This is a genomic window from Serratia sp. GW822-FHT06E05 (assembly GCF_058799445.1).
In genome coordinates, this window is record NZ_JBXALM010000002.1 from 344,129 (window position 1) to 363,896 (window position 19,768).

Below are 19,768 nucleotides of genomic sequence, written 5' to 3' on the forward strand. Positions count from 1 at the left end.
AGCTTTAAACAAAAACAATATAGGCTGCTCTTCAAATTAATTTTGAAGTTGAAACCCTGATGCGTGAACGTTTTTCCGATCCTCTGCTGGCGCTGGGCGCCGGTGCCCTATTAGCCCTGATGATTGCCATCAACAGCCTGCTGGCCAGCTATAACTCCCCCTTGCTGGCCTCGTGGTTGGCTCACGGTATGGGCGCCATCACCGCCTGGTTGCTGCTGCTCCTGCTGAACCGTCGTACTCCGCGCCGCGCGCCCTCATCGGCCAGGACGCCTCGCTGGGCTTATTTGGGCGGTCTGCCCGGTGCCTTGACGGTGGTGCTGGCCGCCATTACGGTCAACAGCCCGCTGGCGCTTTCCGGCAGCCTGGCGCTGATGCTCACCGGTCAGGTTTTGTTCGGCATGCTCGCCGACAGCTGCGGCTGGTTTGGCTCGCTTAAACGCCGTTTGAGTCTCAACGATATCGTCGCCACGCTGCTGATCCTCTGCGGCTGCGCTCTGCTCATTTTCCTGAGGTAACGCCCATGTTTACCCTGATAGTCCTCGCTCTACTCAACGGCGTCTGTATCGGCCTCAGCCGCGCAATCAACGGTCGTCTGGCGCTGGATCGTGGCGCTTTTCATGCCTCACTTTGCAATCATATCGTCGGTTTTTTGTTCCTCAGCCTGCTGCTGGTAGCAACCGGCAGCGTCAACGGTGCAACCTTCGGCCAGGCCCCGTGGGGTGCCTACCTTGGCGGTGTCATCGGGGCGTTGTTTGTCGCGCTGAATAGCTATGTTCTGCCGCGTCTCGGCACCCTGCGCGCCGCACTACTGATTATCAGTGGCCAAATGCTGGCAGGTGTGGTTATCGACCGCCTGCGCGACAGTGGCGATACCATCAGCGCGCAGATCTTGGGCGTGGGGCTGATCCTGCTGGGCGTCTATGTGGCCCGGATGGAGAAATCGCTGCTTAAGCTGATGCTTGAGCCTATTCAGCGGCGGCGTTGATTTCGCCTTGAGAGACGAATATTTACCATATTCGCACTCAGATACGAATTATTGACATATTCGCCTTGAGGTGCGAAATTTACCGATAACTCCCGCTTCAGAGTAGAAAAAGAGATGCCAGCACAAGTTAGCGTGATCACCGGCGATCTGGTCAATTCACGGCAATTAGACACCACTCACTACATTACCGGGTTAAATGCCCTGCTGAGTCAATTGCAACGGGCTACGCTTATTGAGCGATTCGAGATTTTCCGTGGCGATGCTTTTCAAGCGGTGGCCGAACCGCAATCCGGTTTGCTGCTGGCGGTGTATATCCGTATTGCGCTTAGAGCGATGGACTCACGCCATTGGGATGCCCGCATCGCCGTTGGCCTCGGCAGCGACCAGGGACAAACCGCCGGTTATGGCAGCGCCTTTGTGAATTCTGGCCAGGCCCTGGACGCTTTGATGAAAAATTGCCGACTGGCTCTGAAAAATGACAATGAGCAGACAAATGCCATTGTCAGCGATCTATTGCCGATGTTAGATCATGTGATTAGCCGCCTTTCACAGACCGAAGCGCAGGTCGTCCAGGCACGTTTCTTCGCCGACACCAGCCAAGAGGTAGCGGAAAAGCTGCAAAAGGCCGCCTCCACCGTTTCTGCAACGCTGAAACGCGCGGCCTACGAGGAAATTATGCGATTTATTCACGCGATTAACAGGATCACCTGAATATGGATTTGAGCTACGCGCCGTTGCTGACCTGGTTGCTGGTGGTTCACCTGCTTGCCGACTTCCCGCTGCAGCCGCGCAGTTGGGTCGAGGATAAGGCTCGTCACCGCGCACGTTCTCGTTTCCTGTTGCTGCATGCCTTACTGCACGGCGTGCTGGCCGCCTGGGTGGTGGCCGGTTTTGCGTTGCTGCATGGCGGACTCTCTTCCGGCCAGGTGCTGACCGCCCTGTTGGTTATCGCCATCAGCCACTGGCTGATTGACCTGTTGAAGGTCACGTTATTGACGCGCATCAGTCAAGCGGGCGGTTTTCTGCTCGATCAAGGCCTGCATCTTACGGTGATTGCACTGCTGTGGCTGTCGCTGACGCCCAATGCCCATGGCCTGCTTAGCGCGCTGGGAGCGGCCATTGCCGGTTGGCAGGCTGGGCTGGTTGTGGTGACGTATTTGGTGATTTACATGCCGATGGGCGTGCTTATTGGCCAGCTTTTGGCTCACTGGGCACCGCAGATGCCTCCTTCAGCCAAAGCCGATAACGACTCGTTATTACGTGCGGGCAAGCAAATTGGCTATCTGGAAAGAACGCTGATCCTGACCTTTGTGCTGATCGGCCAAATCCCGGCGGTCGGTTTTTTGCTGGCAGCCAAGTCAATCTTTCGCTTTGGCGATTTGCGCCAGAGCGATGACAAAATGCGTACCGAGTATGTGCTACTGGGTACGCTGTTTTCCTTTACCCTGACCATCATGCTGGGTCTGCTGGTGAAAAAAATGCTGTAGAGACGGATAATATTTCGCCCCTACAGCCGGCACTTATTACAACCACTCACCGAAGCGGCGAATATAGAAACGCTTCATCAGCTGCGCCACCACGCAGTAGCTCACCAAGGTACCTGCCAGCCACGGGAAGTATTCCCACGGCAACGGCTGCAACCCAACCAGTGCGCCCAGCGGCGAGAACGGCAGATAGATACCCAGCCCCATCACCAGCGCCGTGGTCAGCAACACCGGCAGCGCGGCGGTGCTCTGAATAAACGGGATCTTCTGGGTGCGCAGCATATGCACCACCAGGGTTTGCGACAGCAAACCTTCAATAAACCAGCCGGACTGGAACAACGCCTGATGCTCTACGCTGTTGGCGGCGAAAACAAACCACATCAGCGCATAGGTAGTGATATCAAAGATGGACGACGTTGGCCCAATCCACAGCATAAAGCGGCCAATGTTTTTCGCATCCCACTTGCGCGGCTTGCGCAGGAACTCTTTGTCCATCTTGTCCCACGGCAGCGACAGCTGAGAGATATCGTACATCAGGTTCTGGATCAGCAGGTGGATCGCCAGCATCGGCAAGAACGGAATAAAGGCGCTGGCCACCAGCACCGAAAACACGTTGCCGAAGTTGGAGCTGGCGGTCATGTTCAGGTACTTGATGATATTGCCGAAAGTCTCCCGTCCCTTGATCACCCCCTCTTCCAGCACCATCAAATTTTTTTCCAGCAAAATGATGTCTGCCGACTCTTTGGCGATGTCCGTACCGGTGTCGACCGAAATGCCCACGTCGGCATCGCGCAGCGCCGGCGCATCGTTAATGCCGTCGCCGAGGAACCCGACGGTATGGCCATTCGCCTGCAGCATTTTCAACACTCGCGACTTCTGCAGCGGCGTCAGTTTGGTGAAGACCGTGCGCTGTTCCACTTCTTGCGCCAGCGTGGCGTCGTCCATCTGCTCAATTTGCGGACCGGAAAGCGGTTCACCCGGCTCCAGGCCAACATCGCGGCAGATTTTGCAGGTGATCACCGGGTTATCACCGGTCAAAACCTTAATCGCTACGCCGTTTTCCTGCAGGGCGGCGATCGCTTCCTGTGCGCTCTCCTTCGGTGGATCGAGGAAGGTCAGAACGCCCTGGATCACCATATCGCGTTCATCGATAATACTCAGCGGCAGAGCATTTTTCTGTTCGCCCAGATCTCGCGTTGCCAGTACCAGCACGCGGAATCCCTCTTCGTTATATTGAGCGGCAAGCGCCTGCAACGCCTCACGCCGAGCCTGATCCAGCGGTAAAATCTGCTGCCCGTCGCGCACATGGGTGGCAATTTCGAGCATTTCCTCCACCGCCCCTTTGCAAATCAGGCGTTGTTGGCCATTTTCATCCGCCACCACGATCGATAAACGGCGGCGTATAAAATCAAAGGGCAGCTCATCGACCTTGCTGTAGCGGCCCAACGCCTCGATGCCCGGCTTGCCGCGACCAAAACGGATCACCGCCTGGTCCATCAGGTTTTTCATTCCGCTCTGGTGGAAGCTGTTCAACCAGGCCAGGTGCAGCACCTCATTGTCTTTGGTCCCGCTGGCATCCAGATGGTGCTCAAGGATGATGCGATCCTGCGTCAGGGTGCCGGTTTTGTCGGTGCACAACACGTCCATCGCGCCAAAGTTCTGAATGGCGTTCAAGCGCTTGACCACCACTTTGCGTCGCGACATGGCGATAGCGCCCTTCGCCAGATTGGAACTGACGATCATCGGCAGCATTTCTGGCGTCAACCCAACCGCCACCGCCAGGGCAAACAGAGCGGCTTCGCTCCAGTCGCCTTTGGTGAACCCGTTGATCAGCAACACAATGGGCACCATCACCAACATAAAGCGGATCAGCAGCCAACTGACGCTGTTAACCCCACGATCAAACGCGGTTTGCGAACGAGTGCCGACAATCGACTTCGCCAGCGACCCGAAATAGGTGCGTCCGCCGGTTGCCACCACCACCGCCGTGGCGGTACCACTGGCGACGTTAGTGCCCATGAGGCAGATGTTCGACAGCTCCAACAGCGCATGTTCGCTGGAGACTTCGTCCTCACTCGATTTTTGGCTGACGTTGCCCATAACGTCGTATTTCTCAATCGGGATCGCCTCGCCGGTCAGAATGGCCTGGCTGATAAACAGATCGCGCGACGCCAACAGGCGAACGTCCGCCGGTACCATATCCCCGGCAGAGAGCTGAATAATATCGCCCGGCACCAGTTCGCGGATCGGGACCTCCAGCGTCAGCGGATGTGCGCTGTAGCTGCTGCGACGCATCACCGTTGCGGTGGTTCGCACCATCGACTTCAGCGTTTCCGCCGCCTTGTTGGTGCGGTATTCCTGCCAGAAGCGCAGCAGCCCGCTGAGTGACACCATCACCAGAATGATGATGACACCGGTGAGATCGGTTTCTTCACCGCGCCGGGCAGGCAGCCAGTAATCGGTAAAGAAACTGATCGCAGCCAGCACCATCAGTACATAGATAAACGGGTTATTAAAGGCGCTGAACAACTGCACCAACGCGTGCGGAGCCTTCTCATGAGCTACCTGATTAATACCAAACTGCGTCAGGCGTTCATCAACATCCTCCTGGGTTAATCCATTACGGTTGCATTTTAAATTTGCCAGCGTCTGGTCAACGCTGTTTTTCGCCTCTTGTGCGATGGCGTATGGCGTCGATTTTTTATCCCGGCGACGTACGGTTTCATTAATATAGGTCATAATGCAATTCTCTTATCTTACTCTGCGCACAGGGATACCCCGCCTGATTAACAGGTGAATAAGCACAGAATGGAATTTATTTAGTTGGCGTGATTAACGCGAATTATTGCCGCGTCGTGCACGCTGAATAATTAAGCTTTCGGGGTCACCGTCCATGACGCCTCCTTATCACTGAGTACAGTGAAACATTAATGACTTATTAGACAGGCAATTCAGAAGCGATACGCCAACGTACAGCACTGACGCTTTTTTCCAGACTGACGCGACAGACAATACCCTCAATCTCTTTTTGCACCGAAGGGTTAGCGGTTATTTCCGCGCAAACCTCCAGCTGGCCGGGAATAGCAATATCGGCACTGCGCAATGATTGTAATCTTAATGCCACGCCATTTAGCGCCTGTAATATCAGGGTGCGTACCAGTATTTCGTCCTGCTCGCCGCAGGTGACCTGTATGCGGTAGCACACCTCCAGATCGGTCGCCTGTTGTTGCGGCTGCAGATTGATGCGCTGCGCCGCTTCGCGCAGCAGAATATTGGCGCACAGGATCACCAGCGTCGCCAGCACCGCGTTCCAATACTGCCCCAGGCCGCACAGCACGCCTATTGCGGCTGAGCACCAGAGCGTGGCCGCCGTATTAAGGCCGCGGATATTCAGGCCTTCACGCATGATCACCCCGGCTCCCAAAAAGCCGATGCCAGAGACAATTTGTGCCGCAACCCGGCCGGCGCTGGAAGGGTCGGTAGACATGGAGCTGAGGATAAATACCGCCGCCCCGGTCGCCACCAGTGCATTGGTACGCAGGCCGGCCATACGCTGGCGCCATTGCCGTTCTGCGCCAATAACGGCGCCCAAGCTCATCGCCAGTAATAAATTTAAAACAAAAGGAGTCATAGCCATGACTTTCCCCTTAAATAACCACAGGAGATAAAATCATGTGCTTTTTAGCACACGCGAAATCGCGCCGATAATAAATCAGCGATTGAGCGTATAAGTGCCAGGAGGGAATAGGCTGTGGCTGCAAATAACCATAATTACGTCCAAATCAATTCACCCGATGCCATTTGGCCTCAGGAACAACAGTCAGATTCGGGTTTGCACAGCTCAGAATAACCAGAGAGGGGTGCTGCCCGCCGTTTTCGGCAAGCAACAAATCAGAAGAGGATTGGTCAGCTTGCCTTATTTATATCACTGCAACTAAAACTGTCCAATTGTGTTTCCTCTTTGAAATTTTGGCTGAGTATAGTGACGCAGAGTGACGATGTAAAGGCGAATTTATTAAACGGAAATTAAACTCAATAGCCCCAATATTTGATGAGTCACACGATTATAACTTATTGGCATTGGGCAATTGGCTAATTACCGATAAGCTTGAGCTTCAACAGGACAATCATCCTCAAGGACACGCATTCAATGAACCTGCTTCGCCTTTCCATCAGCCTCGCCCTGCTTGCCGGTTTTCCCGCTCAGGCCCTGCTCTTGCAACAGGGCGAAACCCGTTTTGATATCGATCCTGCCACGCTGCAAATCGTTGCGGGAAAAAGCCAGGTTAACCAGGCACTGGCTGGGCAAACCGTGGCTGAACTGCAAAGCACATCGACGCAGGCAAGCTGGCAATGGCCCAACCGCGCCATGCAGGTTACCGCCAGATTGGAGGGTGGCGATCTGCGTTTGAGTTTCAGCAGCAAGCGGGCACAAACCCTGAATTGGTTCAGGCTGCCGCCGCAGGCAACGACCCTGCTGCTGCCGATTGGCGAAGGTAGCCGCATCCCGCTGGACAATCCCGCCTGGCGGAATTATCTGGTCAAGGAAATGACGCCGCTGGATACCAACTGGGATCTGAAACTGCCGCTGTGGAGCCAGCAACAGCAAGGCAAGGTCTACAGTTGGTTACTGCTAACCCCATTCAGCAACCAGGTAACCTTCGCCAGCGCAGGAAAGGGACTCGCCATGCGCAGTAGTCATGAGTTCAACCGCTTTAATCAGCAGCAGGCTTTCGAGGTGCTGCTGCACGTGGGAGACACGCCGCTGTCCGGCGCGCGCCGTTACCGTGAATACCTGCAACAAAGCGGTCAGTTCAGCAGCCTGCGAGATAAAATCCGCATCGCGCCGGAAGGCGAAAAGCTGATTGGTGCTACGCACATTTATCTGTGGGGGGACAAACTGCTGGCGGCGAACGACGTGAAAGATTGGCCGGGTCTGTTGGCCTGGCTTATCACCCCCAAGGGTGAAGTTCTGTGGCGGAAAATGGATGCCGATAGCCAAAAAACCGTGCGCACGCTGGCGGGAAAAACGCCGCAGGGCTGGCAACAGCAAGCGCTGATTGATGCCCTTAATCAGGCGCTGGTGACACTGACACCGCTCAAGGCGACGCCGGATGACGCCGACTTCTTATCGGCGCAACGCCAACAGGCCGCGGATATCCGAGCATTGGCGCTACAGCGACTCGGGCCCTATCTGACTGCGCCGGAGAGCTGGGGACAGGGGCTGGCTAGCCCCCTGGTCGAGTCGCTGCAGCAGGCCGGCCTGCCTCGGCTGTGGTTGGGTACCGACAACTGGACCGCCGAGTTTCTGCACCCGCATGCGGTAGAAAGCGCCAAAAAGGCGGGATACCTGATCGCCAGCTACGATTCTTACGACACCGCCATTCCACGTGGAGTCAATGACAGCTGGTTAACCGCCCAATTGCCGACGTCCCTGCGAGAAAAGTGCGCCATCGTGCGTGCCGACGGTAGTAAGAAACCCGGCTTCGGCAAACAAGGCTACTACCTTAATCCAGGCTGCGTACTGCCTTACTCTCAACAGCGCATGACCGAACTGGTGCGACTGGCCGGGCTGAACAGCCTGTTCCTCGACGTTGACGGTACCGGGATGGTCTCTGACGATTATCAGCCCAACCACCCGACCGGTGCCGAGAAAATGGCGCAGGCTCGCAATGCGCGACTGGCCTGGTTCAGCAATACCCTTCGCCTGCCGCTCGGCTCCGAAGATGGTAATGCGGTGACCGCACGCCACATCATGTTTGCCCACGGCATGGAAACCTGGGGATTTGGCTGGGGCGATAAGCAGATGAATCACGATAAGTCCTCCCCTTATTACCTGGGTGCCTGGTGGCCCAATGCCCAACCGGCCTTCTTCTTCAGCCCGGCCAAGGTGAAGGAACCCTACCGCACGGTGGAATTCGATCCGCGCTATCGCCTGCCCATGTATCAGGCGGTGTTCCACGACGCGGTGATCAGCAGCCACCACTGGAACTACGACAACCTGAAATTCAGCGATGTCAAAACCACCCGCAGCCTGCTGAGCCAGCTCTACAATACCGCGCCGATGTTCCATCTCAGCCGTGCCACGCTGCAGGCGCGCCTGCCGCAGATCAAACAGGCCGACGCCGCCTTCCGTCCGCTGCATCAGGCCCTTTGGGATAAAGCGCTGATCGATTTCCGCTGGCTGGATAAAGCCGGGTGGGTGCAGCAAACCACCTTCAGCGACGGCACCACGCTGACCGCCAATTTTGGCGAGCAACCGTTCGACGGCATAGCCGCCCAGAGTCTGCGTGCCAAACTGGCGGGTGGTCGCACCCTGAACGTTACGCCATAGCAACACCGGTCGGGGTGAACTACGCTAGGTTCAGTCCCCTGACCGTCACCGCTGGAGTTGATAATGGATAGCCTTACTCAAACGCTGCTCGCAGAGATCGGGCAAAGCTTTGGTCACGAAGCCTTCTCGACGGGGTCGGTGACGGTCAGCGGTGAAGGTGTGCTGAGCAGCGCATTCCCGGTCAGCGAATTGGCGACCGCCTGCTGGGCCGCCGCCGGGCTGGCCGGCGCCAGACTGCTGCAACAGAATCGCAGCGCAGCACCGCAGGTGTTTGTCGATCGACGGTTGGCATCATTGTGGTTCGGTTGGACGCTACGTCCACTAGGTTGGTCATTGCCTGCGGCCTGGGACGCGTTGGCGGGCGATTATGCCACCAGCGACGGTTGGATCCGCCTGCATACCAATGCACCGCATCACCGTAAAGCCGTAGAGCAAGTGCTCGGTCCGAATCAGGATAAAAATGGGTTGGCGCAAAAGGTGCTGGCATGGAAAAAAAACGAGCTGGAGCAGGCGGTGATAGAGGCCGGTGGCTGCGCGGCGCAAATGCTTTCTGTCGAAGCGTGGCGGCAGCATACCCAGGGTAAAAGCGTTGCCCTGGAACCGCTGATCCATCAGACGCAACTTCAGGAAGCTGCGACGCCAGTCTGGACGCTGCCCAGCGCCAGGCCGCTGCACGGCGTACGGGTGCTGGATCTGACGCGGATTATCGCCGGCCCGGTAGCCACCCGTTTTCTCGCCGGTTTAGGGGCGGACGTATTACGTATCGATCCCTACGGCTGGGACGAAACGGCTGTTGAGCATGAGGTGATGCTCGGCAAACGCAGTGCACGATTGAACCTGACCAACGCCCACGATCGCCATACCTTTGAACATCTGCTGAAAAACGCCGATGTTATCGTGCACGGATATCGCGCCGGAGCCTTGGAAAAACTGGGTTATGGCGCGGAACAACGACAGGCTTTATCTCCGGGATTGATCGACGTTTGCCTTAATGCCTATGGCTGGAGCGGCCCGTGGCGTGGGCGGCGCGGTTTCGACAGTCTGGTACAGATGAGTTGTGGTCTGGCAGAGGCGGGCATGAAATGGAAAGACGCCGCGATACCGGTACCCTTGCCGGTTCAGGCGCTGGATCACGCCACCGGTTACCTGATGGCCACGGCGGTGCTGCAGGGCATCCGCCAACGTCTGCAAAATGGCACCGGCTACAGCGCCCGGCTGTCGCTGGCCCGAACGGCAGAGCTGCTGTTGCGTCATCCTTACCCGCCACAACACCGGTTGGAGCCCTTGGCATCTGTCGCAGCCACGGATGAAAACCCGGAAACCGAACTGACCTGCTGGGGCCCGGCGCAACGTCTAAACCCCGCGTTATGGCTCAATGGCACCGCGCTACTTTGGGCACTGCCGGCCACCCCGCTCGGCCGCTCGCAACCGGCCTGGCTACGACGCTGAACTCAGGCCAATTGACGCTGCAACCAATGTAACAAGGCTTCAACCGCCGGCGTCAACCCGGAGTTTTGCGGCCAGACCAGATAAAAATCAACCGGTTCAAGTTGCCGAGCCGCAGCCAACGCCACCAGTCGGCCCTCGGTCAGCGCATCGCTCACCAAAAGTCTTTTCACCAGCGCGATACCAAATCCCTGTTCGGCCGCGCGGATCAACAAGCCAGCGTCATTGAACGACGCCAGAGGCCTGCCATACTCCCTCTGCTGATGCACCAAAAACCAACTGCGCCATGGCGTAACATCATGCTCCAGCAGCGGTATGCCTGGCGTACCTTCGTCGAAGGCCGCCTGCCATTGGCGCGCCAACGCAGGGGTTGCGACCGGCACCACCTCTCCCCTGGCAATAAGTTGCGCCTGCATATCCGCCCATTGCCCATTGCCGAGACGAATAGCCGCATCAAAACCTTTGCGCGTCAGATCCTGCACCGCCAGCGAGGCATCGATATCCAACGTAATATCGGCACAGGCCGCGTGAAAAGACGACAGCCGCGGCATTAACCAGTAATGAGCGAAAGAAGGCAAGACGCTGATACGCAGAGCCTGACTTTGCGCAACGCGCCTGACCCGGCCAATCCCCTGTTGCAATGCTTCCAGCGTTGGTTCGGCCACCGCCAACAGCTCGCGCCCGGCAGCGTTCAGACGCAGCCCCCGCCCCTGCCGTTCAAACAACGGACAGCCCATCGCCTGTTCAAGCTGCTGGATCTGCTGGCTAACGGCACCGTGGGTAAGGTGCACTTGCTGGGCGGTGGCGCGCAGGTTCTCTAGCCGGGCGGCAATTACAAAGGTCGGCAGAAAGTGTAAAGGAATACGCTCATCGAACATTGGTTAGCCTTGCTATCCAAAAAGGGTATTTTTCATCGATTTTCGCGCCAAAGTAAAGAGTTTAGGGTGTCACTATTCCCCTTTACGTCCGGAGTTATCGATGCACCCACGTTTGCAGCAAGACCTTGACCAGTTTCCACAGATCCTCGATCACACCCGTCAGTTGGCCGAAACGTTTCTGGGCGGCATAAAACAGCGCCCGGTTTGCCCGCCCTTGGATGCACAGCAACTTCAGCCGGGTGATGACCAACTGGCCGAAGGTGGCAAGGGCGCGATAGCGGCACTGGACCACTTCTGGCAGCGTTATGCCGAAGGAATCTCCGCCAGCGCCGGACCGCGTTACTTTGGCTTTGTGACCGGAGGAGCAACCCCGGCGGCACTGGCGGCGGATTGGCTGGTTAGCGCTATCGACCAAAATAGTCAATTGAGCCAGGATACCGTTGCCGCAGCGATTGAATTGGCGACGGTAGACCAGCTAAAAACCTTGCTGGGGCTGCCGGAAACCTTCAATGGCAGTTTTGTCAGTGGGGCTACCATGGCCAACTTTGTCGGTATCGCCATTGGCCGCCAGTGGCTCGGGCAGCAACGCGGCATCGACGTCGCCGCGCAGGGGGTTGCGGCCCTGGGCCCCGTACAGGTGCTGTCGGCGAATCCTCATGCCAGTAGCGTAAAAGCACTCAGCATGCTGGGGATCGGTCGTGATGCGCTGAAAATTATCGACAGCCTGCCAGACTCGGAAGCTATAGATCCGGCGGCGCTGGAGCGGCACCTGGCCGCCAGCGTCGGTATGCCAACCCTGGTTTTGGCCAGTGCGGGCACGGTGAATACGGTGGCCTTCGACGACCTTCAGCACCTGCTGGCGCTGCGGGAACGTTACCCGTTCTGGCTACATGTCGACGCGGCCTTTGGCGGCGTGGCGGCCTGTTCGCCGCTTTATGCAGCGCGCCTGGCAGGCTGGCAGCAGGCGGATTCCATCACCGTTGACGCGCATAAATGGTTGAACGTGCCCTATGACAGCGCTATTCAATTCAGCCGTCATCTGGCATTGCAGATGCAGGTGTTCCAAAACCATTCGGCCTATCTGGAAGCCCCCACGTTACGACCGGACAACTATCTGCATCTGACCCCTGAAAACTCGCGGCGCTTCCGGGCACTCCCTTTATGGATGGCGCTGAAAGCCTATGGTCGCAGCGGCATGCAGGATATGGTGGAACGTAATGTCCGACTGGCAAAACTATTGGGCCAAGAGCTGACGGCCAGCGAGGGTTTCCACCTGCTGGCACCGGTCAATTTAAACGTAGTGTGCTTTGCCCTTAAAAATACCGAAGGCGATGCCGTTGCGGCACGCGATCGTTTTATCGCCCGCCTGGATCGGCATGGCATCGTGCGTTGTACCCCTACTCGCTACAATGGGCAGCCGGGGATCCGTGCTGCGCTGGTCAATTGGATGACGCAGGAAAGCGATATTCATTTGACCCTGGAATCGATGAAGTTCTGTTTGCCGGACCTTGGCTAATCGGGAAAAGTGAAGGCTATTCCTTGCGTGGGACGCTCTATTATTACGGCCGGGAGTCAACGGCCGTAAACCTTTATCAATAATTTATAATTGACAGCCCGTAACTACGAAGAAATAGTTCAGCAAAACCAATTAATCACTTACTGACATTTTTCACATTTGTCGAAATAGCACGATTGGTCACATCAACTCGTTGTTATACCACCGGTTTTTTTAACAAAAAAACGCATTAATGTTAACTCTATGTGATTATTGATTATCACAAGTGATAAGGACTGGAAGAATAATCATTATCAAAAACAAAAGAATAAAACATAACACTATGATAATATTATTAAATATTAAGTCATACAAATAAAACAACATTCTCTGTGATCAATAAATAAGCTAAAAAATGTTAAAAAAACAACACATGAATTTTTTTTAAGAATTTTCCTAGCAATCTAAAATTTCGTTTCGTGACATGATGGGTTGAATCAATGATAAAAAGACCAGCAGGCACGCGGTTCAAGCACAAATTGGCGTTACCTCACGGCAATTCCTACGCCAGCAGATTATTCTGACTTAAGCTAAACTTATAGATTCACAGTGTTAATTAGTTTAGTAATAAAATATCGTTGAGTACAGCCGTGTTTATTGATAGAACACTGCTTCTACGTGAATTTTTTGTTCCTTTTTTTTGCCTTTTAGGCTTCAGGCTTTTTCTTTTTGTTACCGCGGTAAAACGGATTTAAGTGGGGGTGCGATATGCCAACGATCATTATGGATTCATGCAGCTATACCAGATTAGGTTTGACAGACTACCTGACAACACACGGAGTAAAAAAACGCCAGATTAATGCCATCAACGATATCGACGATCTGCACGAAAAGTGCAGCAAGCTGAAACCCAGCCTGGTTTTTATTAATGAAGACTGCTTTATACACGAAGCGAACGCTACGGAACGTATAAAAGGGGTGATTTCACTACACCCTGACACCTTATTCTTCATCTTTATGGCCATCACCAACGTACATTTCGACGATTATTTATATGTTCGTAAAAATGTCATCATCTCGTCAAAATCAATCAAACCAGAGACTATGAATCAACTACTTAGTCACTATCTGGAGAGAAAAGCGCCCCGCACGGAAAAAACCTCATTTGATCAGACTCCCGTTACGCTGAGCCAAACCGAGTCAAACATGCTGCGCATGTGGATGTCGGGTCAGGGTACTATCCAGATCTCCGACCAGATGCAAATTAAGGCCAAAACCGTGTCTTCCCATAAGGGAAATATCAAAAGAAAAATTAAAACGCACAACAAGCAGATTATTTACCATGTTGTTCGTTTGACCGACACCCTGACCAGTGGAATATTTGTCAATAGCCGCTAGATAAAGGTTTGTCGTTTAGTCTGCCAAACGTTGGTTTTAAATGTCTTTCAGAGTGTCCTGCTGGAAACCGCGCATTTAAATAACCTAAATACCTGCTCGCGACGATACTCTCGGCCGCGACGGGTATTCCCGTTTTAAAAACAGAGCTTTCCTCCCTTTCCGGGATAATTACCCAACGGAAATTTTGCGAATTAAATTAATGCGCCAGTGAAGTAACGGCCATTGTCAGGCTATTACTTGGGATCCGCCTGCCGGAGTTCAACAAAGGTACCATCACGGCTGTCAATCTCGTTAAAGAACCAAACACCGGCTGGGTAGTCCGGCAAAGAAACCAGGTACATGATCCCTTCGTTAAACTCTTCTACCGCCAGGATCACCCCTTCACGCCGTTGTTTGCCATCCGTCTTTACCGTGACCAGATCGTTAACTTTCATGCCGTACCCCATCATTTATCAGTGATGTCAGTGTATTACAAAATGAGGTGAGAAAAATACCGCGCCGGTAGTTAATCCGGCATCAACCTGTATGGATCCTGCTAAAGCGTAGCAGCCCAACGGCTTTTCACTTTCTTAACGTTTTGTCCGCAGAATCTTAAGCGCACAACGGTTAGTCTGTTTCCTGGTGCTTCCCCCCAGAGAAGTATCAGCAAATGAAGAAGTAACAAGGAACTTTTGCCCGCAGACTTGCGGGCTTTTTTTTGCCTGCGCCAAATTACAGGCACAAAAAAACCCGCCTTGGCGGGTTTTTATTAATCAGCAGAAGCCGATTAGATAGCGGTAACGTTAGCCGCTGACGGACCTTTAGCACCGTTCTCGATAGAGAACTGTACGTTCTGGCCTTCAGCCAGGGTCTTGAAGCCTTGATCCTGGATAGCAGAGAAGTGTACGAACACGTCTTTGCTGCCGTCTGCTGGAGTGATGAAACCAAAACCTTTAGACTCGTTGAACCACTTCACTTGACCTTTGATCATGTTAGACATGTCTAATTCCTTCAATATTAAATGTAAGCCACCATGGGCAAGATATAGCCGGTCATCAGTTACTTATGGAGGCACTAGAAAGGAAATTCGTCAGTGAAGAGCTATCTAGGATAACGCTTTAAATTTGAACTACTTTACTCAAAATGTCGTGCATAAATAGGTCTGTACCACAGGCCGAGAAGCATTAACTCATGATGGGACTTTAATAGCAACTCTTTTTGTTAGCCCCTCGGTGGAAACGGGGCTAAACGCACAGGATTTAACCCATTTTGCTTGTTTTTTGGTCATTTCTGGTTCTGTTTACCCGATAATGGGGGCAATCGGCTGCCGCAATATTTGCAAAATATTGCCTCCGTCTCGTGGCCACCTCGTTGACATTGTTCACAATTTCGCCTTTCACGACTGCGTTGCAGTTCTTGCGACATGTAAGCTGTCAGAATACCGGTCGGTACCGCAATGATCGAATAGCCCACCAGGATTAGGACCGAGGTCAATAATCGGCCCAACGGAGTATGGGGAACGATATCGCCGTAGCCTACGGTGGTCAGCGTGACGACTGCCCAATAGATAGACGCCGCCAGGCTGGTAAACCCGCCGCTACCGCCCTCTATCGCATACATCAAACCGCCAAACACGCACAACACCACGGCGACAAAGCCAAAAAACATTGCCAGCTTATGGCGCGCCAGCTTGATGCTGCGCCAAATCATGCCCATTTCGCTCATGTAACGCAGCAGTTTCAATACCCGCAATACCCGTAATATCCTCAGGACACGCAGCAGCATCACAAATTCCACCGTCATATGCGGGAACAACCAGATGATGTACAGCGGCAGTACCGTCAACAAATCGACCATGCCGAAAAAGCTCAGGGCATAGTGCTGCTCACGCGGCGTACTCCACAGGCGCAACAGATACTCGAGAGTAAAAATGAAGGTAAATACCACCTCGGCCCAGAAGAACAGATAAATGGCCTGCCGTCCGGGCGCGTAAAGGGCACTGCCCCCTGGTTCGAGGAACAACAAAATCACGCTCAGCAACGCGGTAGCGACCCAAAAGGTTTCCATCCTGCGGCCGATGCGCGAATGGTTGTCGAACAGCAGCCGATAGCTGCGCTGGCGCCAACTGAGCGCCGCGGTGTCAGTAGTCATAGTCCAATGTCTTATAACGGGAAGTTGCTCATATACTAGACCTGAACCTTAACGCCGCCAACTCTCCGCCCCTTCTTCAGCGGCTACAAATGATAGTAATTCTCGCCTGAGTAATTTATAGTTGCGCTGCGTAACTATAAAGGGAGGTTGATCATGCTTAGAGGGCATACGCTGGCAGCATTTTGCTGCACCACACTATTATTGTTGGGCGCTCCAGCTCAGGCACTGGACCTGTCCTACAAGGCACCCGAGCCCAGTATTAAACCCGCACCCGCACCCAAAACCGCGCTCGGCCCTGCGGAAAAAACTGCCAAGGCGCCCGTGGTCTGGTCGGAGTCAGAAGATAAAACCGGTTTTCGCGTCGATCTGGAATGCGATCACCCCGGGTGTAGCCAGAAGCGCACCAAACCGTATTCGTCGCTGAACAGCCCGGTGAAAAAAACCGACCGCCGTCGCCAGTCTGATCCCTATTCCACCAATCAGGATCCTGAGTACAGCGTGAATATGGGTTATCAATGGTGACCGTGCTTTAAGAGTTATCCCTATATCGGCAGCAACGCACACTTCATACAATGGCTTCCTGTTCACCACTCCTCCTGGTGCTGGACACAACAAGCTGTGTTGCAATTTTTTATGCGCCTCCTTATAGGCGCTTTTTTTATGTCTGAATATCAGCCAGTTACAACCTTACAGAATGGTCTCATTGCAGCTCAATGTGATGGCTGTCACAAATAACGCCTCTTAAGCCACGCTTTATCGGAGGTTAGTCAGATGGCGACTGAATATTTATCTTTGCTGGTCGTATTAACTGGCATTGCAGGGTTTGCATTGTATAAACACTTTAAATCACTGAAGAAAAGTACCCTGCTGCGTCCGCACGACCGTTGATGCAACGGTGGTTTGGGGAATGACATCAATGCTGTGCCCCAAACCACATAACCGCACTTTGTCATTTTTTTATCACAAAATTGTCACAATATAGCCATATCATGGTCGGCGATTATCCGCACTGGCTCAACACCAAGGATTTCGTTATGACCACCATGATTAAAGCAACAAACCACCAGGAAGCCGAAAAGCTGATCCGCTACGGCACGGCGAAAAAAATCGAACTGGCCTATGACATCGACAGCGATGATTTTTTCCAGCTCGCCAGCCTGTGGTGTGATAGAGGTGCCAAAATTTCCAAAGGGAAAGAACACTTTATCGTCTCGCTAAAAGGTTTTCGCATCCCGCCAAATGATTGATGTTATGCCGCCCTTGCGGCGGCGCCCCCTTCCCCCGAAAAAATCGCCCTGTGAGCTACACTCTCTCCTTAGCATTTCAGTAAGATAAATCATCAATTACTGCAGCTGGTTACCTAGATGGGTCACTGCGCCTGAATGCCAACCGAGGAGAATCGTCATGTCTGCGAACCCGCAACTGCCCAGCACCATGAAAGCCATTGAGATCAGCCAGCCCGGCGAACCGGAAGTTTTGGTTGTCGCACAGCGGCCGCTGCCGTCCCTGCAACAAGGGGAGATCCTGGTGAAGGTCGCCGCCGCCGGGGTTAACCGCCCTGACGTGTTGCAACGCCGCGGCCAATACGCACCGCCTCCCGGCGCATCGGATATCCCAGGCCTGGAGATCGCTGGCGTGGTGGTCGCCACCGGCGTCGGCGTGCAAAATTATGCCGTTGGCGATAGCGTATGCGCCCTGATTGCCGGTGGCGGCTATGCCGAATACTGCAAGGTGCATGAAAGCAATGCGCTGCCGGTCCCCAAAGGATTTAGCCTGGTTGAGGCAGCAGCCATCCCGGAAACCTTCTTTACCGTGTGGGTCAATGTGTTCCAGCGCGGCAACCTGAAAGCTGGCGAAACCGTTTTGATCCACGGCGGCACTTCCGGCATTGGTACCGTCGCCACCCTGCTGGCGAAAGCCTTCTGTGCTCATGTGATTACCACCGTTGGCTCGGAAGAGAAGCGTCAGGCCAGCCTGGCCTTGGGGGCCGATGTGTCGATCAACTATCGCGACGAGGATTTTGTCGAGCAGACCCGGCACGCAACTAACGGCAAAGGGGCTGACGTGATTGTCGATTTGATCGCCGGCGACTACCTGGCGAAAAACTACCAGGCGGCAGCGATGGATGGCCGCATTGTGCAAATTGGCACCCAGAATGGCGTGGTGAAGGAGTTGAACCTGATGCCGCTGCTGCTCAAACGTCTGACCCACACCGGTTCCACGCTGCGTTCGCGAAGCGTTGAAGACAAAGCGGGTATTGCCGCCGATTTGCTGCAAAAGGTTTGGCCATTGCTGGATCGCGGTGCGTTAAAACCGCAGATCTTTAAAACCTACCCGCTGGAACAAGCAGCCGAAGCCCATGCGTTGATGGAGTCGAGCCAGCACATCGGCAAGATCATGCTGACCCTCTAATCTGTGCCCCGCAGCCTAGGCTGCGGGGCCTGTTTCATCTGCCTGGCGTATGTACGTCTTCAGGCGTTGAGTCGGTACTGTCTAACTTTTCCTGCGCCAGCGCTTCATCTTCGCTGTCTTTCTCCAGGCTTTCCTGCTGCGCCCCCTGCTTCGGCGAATACACCAACTCCACCATAATCGGGAAGTGATCTGAACCGACGCTGGTCAACCGACGCAGCGATCCGAGCACGAAATCATCGCTGTGGAACACGTGATCCAATGGCCAACGCAGGAACGGATAACCGGCATGAAAGGTGCTGAACATGCCCCGACCACGGCGCGGATCCAACAAACCGCTGACTTTAAGGAACAAACGGGTGGTGGTCGACCAAGCCACGTCATTCAGATCGCCGGTCACAATCACCGGAAACTCCGATTTGGCCGCACTTTTCCCGACCATCACCAGTTCGGCGTCGCGGTCTTCCGATTCCTCGTTTTCAGTCGGGCTCGGCGGCATCGGGTGCACACAGTGCAGACGCACCTGCGGCCCCTGATCCAAATGCACCATCATGTGCATCGACGGGATCTGATCATCCACCAGATATTGGATCTGCGCATCGCTGAGTTTCAGCCGCGAATAAACGTGCATGCCATACAGATTATCCAACGGGCATTTCAACGTATGGGGATAATCCTGCTCCAGTACCGAGAGCTGCTGTTCCCACCAGCGGTCGGTTTCCACCGCCACCAGCACGTCCGGACGCTCGGTCGCCACCAACGCCAGCAGCTTATCCGCCTGGCGATTGGGTGTTAACACATTGGACACCAGAATGCGGATACGCGGCTTTTTTTGATAGCCGGTAAAGTCCAGCACCTGCGGTTTGCTCAGCCGGGTGTAAGGGTAAATCCAGGCAGCCTGGTAAACCACACAGGCCAGGTTCAGCGCCATCATGCCCCACACCCAAGGCGACAGCGGCACAAACAGCAGGTTAAGCAACAACACCAGTAGCGAAAGCGCCAGTATCTGCAGGCGGGGAAAATCCCACACCCGAATCCACCAGGCTGCATGCTTTGAAAGCGGCGCAATAGTCACCAGCGCCAGCAAAAGCGTCAGTATGGCGGTAATCACTGTCACGTTTATTTCCTCATTCTCATCGGCCTGGGCCTGTCGGGATGACGGCCTCTTGGCTGCCGTATCTGGCGGCAGCCAAAGATTGCCATAAAAAA

At 54.4% G+C, this 19,768-nt stretch carries 18 protein-coding genes; 11 read left to right on the top strand and 7 right to left on the bottom strand.

The genetic code is table 11. The features are described 5' to 3' along the window. The first annotated feature begins 59 nt into the window (after positions 1–59). The 4 genes from AC1RKC_RS09235 to AC1RKC_RS09250 all read left to right on the top strand — a co-directional run bounded on the left by AC1RKC_RS09235 (position 60) and on the right by AC1RKC_RS09250 (position 2,472). On the top strand, positions 60–515 hold the full coding sequence (locus AC1RKC_RS09235; RefSeq protein ID WP_020827566.1) for a DMT family transporter: 456 nt from the start codon (positions 60–62) through the stop codon (positions 513–515). A 5-nt stretch (positions 516–520) separates the two neighbouring features. After that, positions 521–985 (top strand): DMT family transporter, encoded by a 465-nt coding sequence (locus tag AC1RKC_RS09240; RefSeq protein WP_046373222.1) that lies wholly within the window; start codon positions 521–523, stop codon positions 983–985. 114 nt (positions 986–1,099) lie between these two features. Next, positions 1,100–1,696 carry a SatD family protein gene (locus tag AC1RKC_RS09245; RefSeq protein WP_046373221.1) on the top strand — a complete coding sequence of 199 codons (597 nt, stop codon included), beginning with the start codon at positions 1,100–1,102 and terminating at the stop codon, positions 1,694–1,696. 2 nt (positions 1,697–1,698) lie between these two features. Further along, positions 1,699–2,472 (top strand): DUF3307 domain-containing protein, encoded by a 774-nt coding sequence (locus tag AC1RKC_RS09250; RefSeq protein ID WP_261139257.1) that lies wholly within the window; start codon positions 1,699–1,701, stop codon positions 2,470–2,472. 36 nt (positions 2,473–2,508) lie between these two features. Here AC1RKC_RS09250 and mgtA read toward each other — a convergent pair whose 3' ends face one another. Together mgtA and AC1RKC_RS09260 are read right to left on the bottom strand one after the other, a co-directional pair. Then, on the bottom strand, positions 2,509–5,208 hold the full coding sequence (mgtA, locus tag AC1RKC_RS09255) for a magnesium-translocating P-type ATPase (RefSeq protein WP_046373219.1): 2,700 nt from the start codon (positions 5,206–5,208) through the stop codon (positions 2,509–2,511). A gap of 199 nt (positions 5,209–5,407) precedes the next feature. After that, positions 5,408–6,106: an MgtC family protein gene (locus tag AC1RKC_RS09260; RefSeq protein ID WP_044552178.1), complete on the bottom strand. Its 699-nt coding sequence runs from the start codon at positions 6,104–6,106 to the stop codon at positions 5,408–5,410. Between the two features lie 513 nt (positions 6,107–6,619). On the opposite strand from AC1RKC_RS09260, the gene AC1RKC_RS09265 reads away from it, so the two are divergent. Next, positions 6,620–8,803: a glycoside hydrolase gene (locus AC1RKC_RS09265; RefSeq protein WP_493092344.1), complete on the top strand. Its 2,184-nt coding sequence runs from the start codon at positions 6,620–6,622 to the stop codon at positions 8,801–8,803. 63 nt (positions 8,804–8,866) lie between these two features. Further along, positions 8,867–10,252 carry a CoA transferase gene (locus AC1RKC_RS09270; protein ID WP_493092343.1) on the top strand — a complete coding sequence of 462 codons (1,386 nt, stop codon included), beginning with the start codon at positions 8,867–8,869 and terminating at the stop codon, positions 10,250–10,252. Positions 10,253–10,254: 2 nt separating this feature from the next. On the opposite strand, the gene AC1RKC_RS09275 is transcribed toward AC1RKC_RS09270, so the two are convergent. Further along, positions 10,255–11,127, bottom strand: coding sequence for a LysR substrate-binding domain-containing protein (locus AC1RKC_RS09275; protein WP_115058567.1), 873 nt, complete (start codon positions 11,125–11,127; stop codon positions 10,255–10,257). A 100-nt stretch (positions 11,128–11,227) separates the two neighbouring features. On the opposite strand from AC1RKC_RS09275, the gene AC1RKC_RS09280 reads away from it, so the two are divergent. Together AC1RKC_RS09280 and rcsA are read left to right on the top strand one after the other, a co-directional pair. Next, positions 11,228–12,643: a pyridoxal phosphate-dependent decarboxylase family protein gene (locus AC1RKC_RS09280; RefSeq protein ID WP_115058566.1), complete on the top strand. Its 1,416-nt coding sequence runs from the start codon at positions 11,228–11,230 to the stop codon at positions 12,641–12,643. Positions 12,644–13,390: 747 nt separating this feature from the next. Continuing rightward, entirely contained in the window at positions 13,391–14,020 is a 630-nt protein-coding gene (gene rcsA, locus AC1RKC_RS09285) for a transcriptional regulator RcsA (protein WP_044552189.1), read from the top strand. A 233-nt stretch (positions 14,021–14,253) separates the two neighbouring features. Here the strand turns inward: rcsA and dsrB are convergent, their stop codons facing one another. The 3 genes from dsrB to AC1RKC_RS09300 form a co-directional block, all read right to left on the bottom strand. Then, on the bottom strand, positions 14,254–14,454 hold the full coding sequence (gene dsrB / locus AC1RKC_RS09290) for a protein DsrB (RefSeq protein ID WP_020827577.1): 201 nt from the start codon (positions 14,452–14,454) through the stop codon (positions 14,254–14,256). Between the two features lie 332 nt (positions 14,455–14,786). Next, positions 14,787–14,999 carry a transcription antiterminator/RNA stability regulator CspE gene (gene cspE / locus AC1RKC_RS09295; protein WP_004946278.1) on the bottom strand — a complete coding sequence of 71 codons (213 nt, stop codon included), beginning with the start codon at positions 14,997–14,999 and terminating at the stop codon, positions 14,787–14,789. 284 nt (positions 15,000–15,283) lie between these two features. Continuing rightward, positions 15,284–16,150 carry an ion transporter gene (locus tag AC1RKC_RS09300; RefSeq protein ID WP_493092342.1) on the bottom strand — a complete coding sequence of 289 codons (867 nt, stop codon included), beginning with the start codon at positions 16,148–16,150 and terminating at the stop codon, positions 15,284–15,286. A gap of 153 nt (positions 16,151–16,303) precedes the next feature. Between AC1RKC_RS09300 and AC1RKC_RS09305 the strand changes: the two genes are divergently transcribed. From AC1RKC_RS09305 to AC1RKC_RS09315, 3 genes are all read left to right on the top strand, one after another. Next, positions 16,304–16,672, top strand: a complete 369-nt coding sequence (locus AC1RKC_RS09305) for a hypothetical protein (protein WP_041414720.1) — start codon at positions 16,304–16,306, stop codon at positions 16,670–16,672. A gap of 512 nt (positions 16,673–17,184) precedes the next feature. Then, positions 17,185–17,397: a hypothetical protein gene (locus AC1RKC_RS09310; protein ID WP_041415483.1), complete on the top strand. Its 213-nt coding sequence runs from the start codon at positions 17,185–17,187 to the stop codon at positions 17,395–17,397. A 157-nt stretch (positions 17,398–17,554) separates the two neighbouring features. Further along, positions 17,555–18,562, top strand: coding sequence for an NAD(P)H-quinone oxidoreductase (locus AC1RKC_RS09315; protein WP_048760352.1), 1,008 nt, complete (start codon positions 17,555–17,557; stop codon positions 18,560–18,562). Positions 18,563–18,596: 34 nt separating this feature from the next. Here AC1RKC_RS09315 and AC1RKC_RS09320 read toward each other — a convergent pair whose 3' ends face one another. Beyond that, positions 18,597–19,676, bottom strand: a complete 1,080-nt coding sequence (locus AC1RKC_RS09320) for an endonuclease/exonuclease/phosphatase family protein (protein WP_493092341.1) — start codon at positions 19,674–19,676, stop codon at positions 18,597–18,599. Between the last annotated feature and the right edge of the window lie 92 nt (positions 19,677–19,768).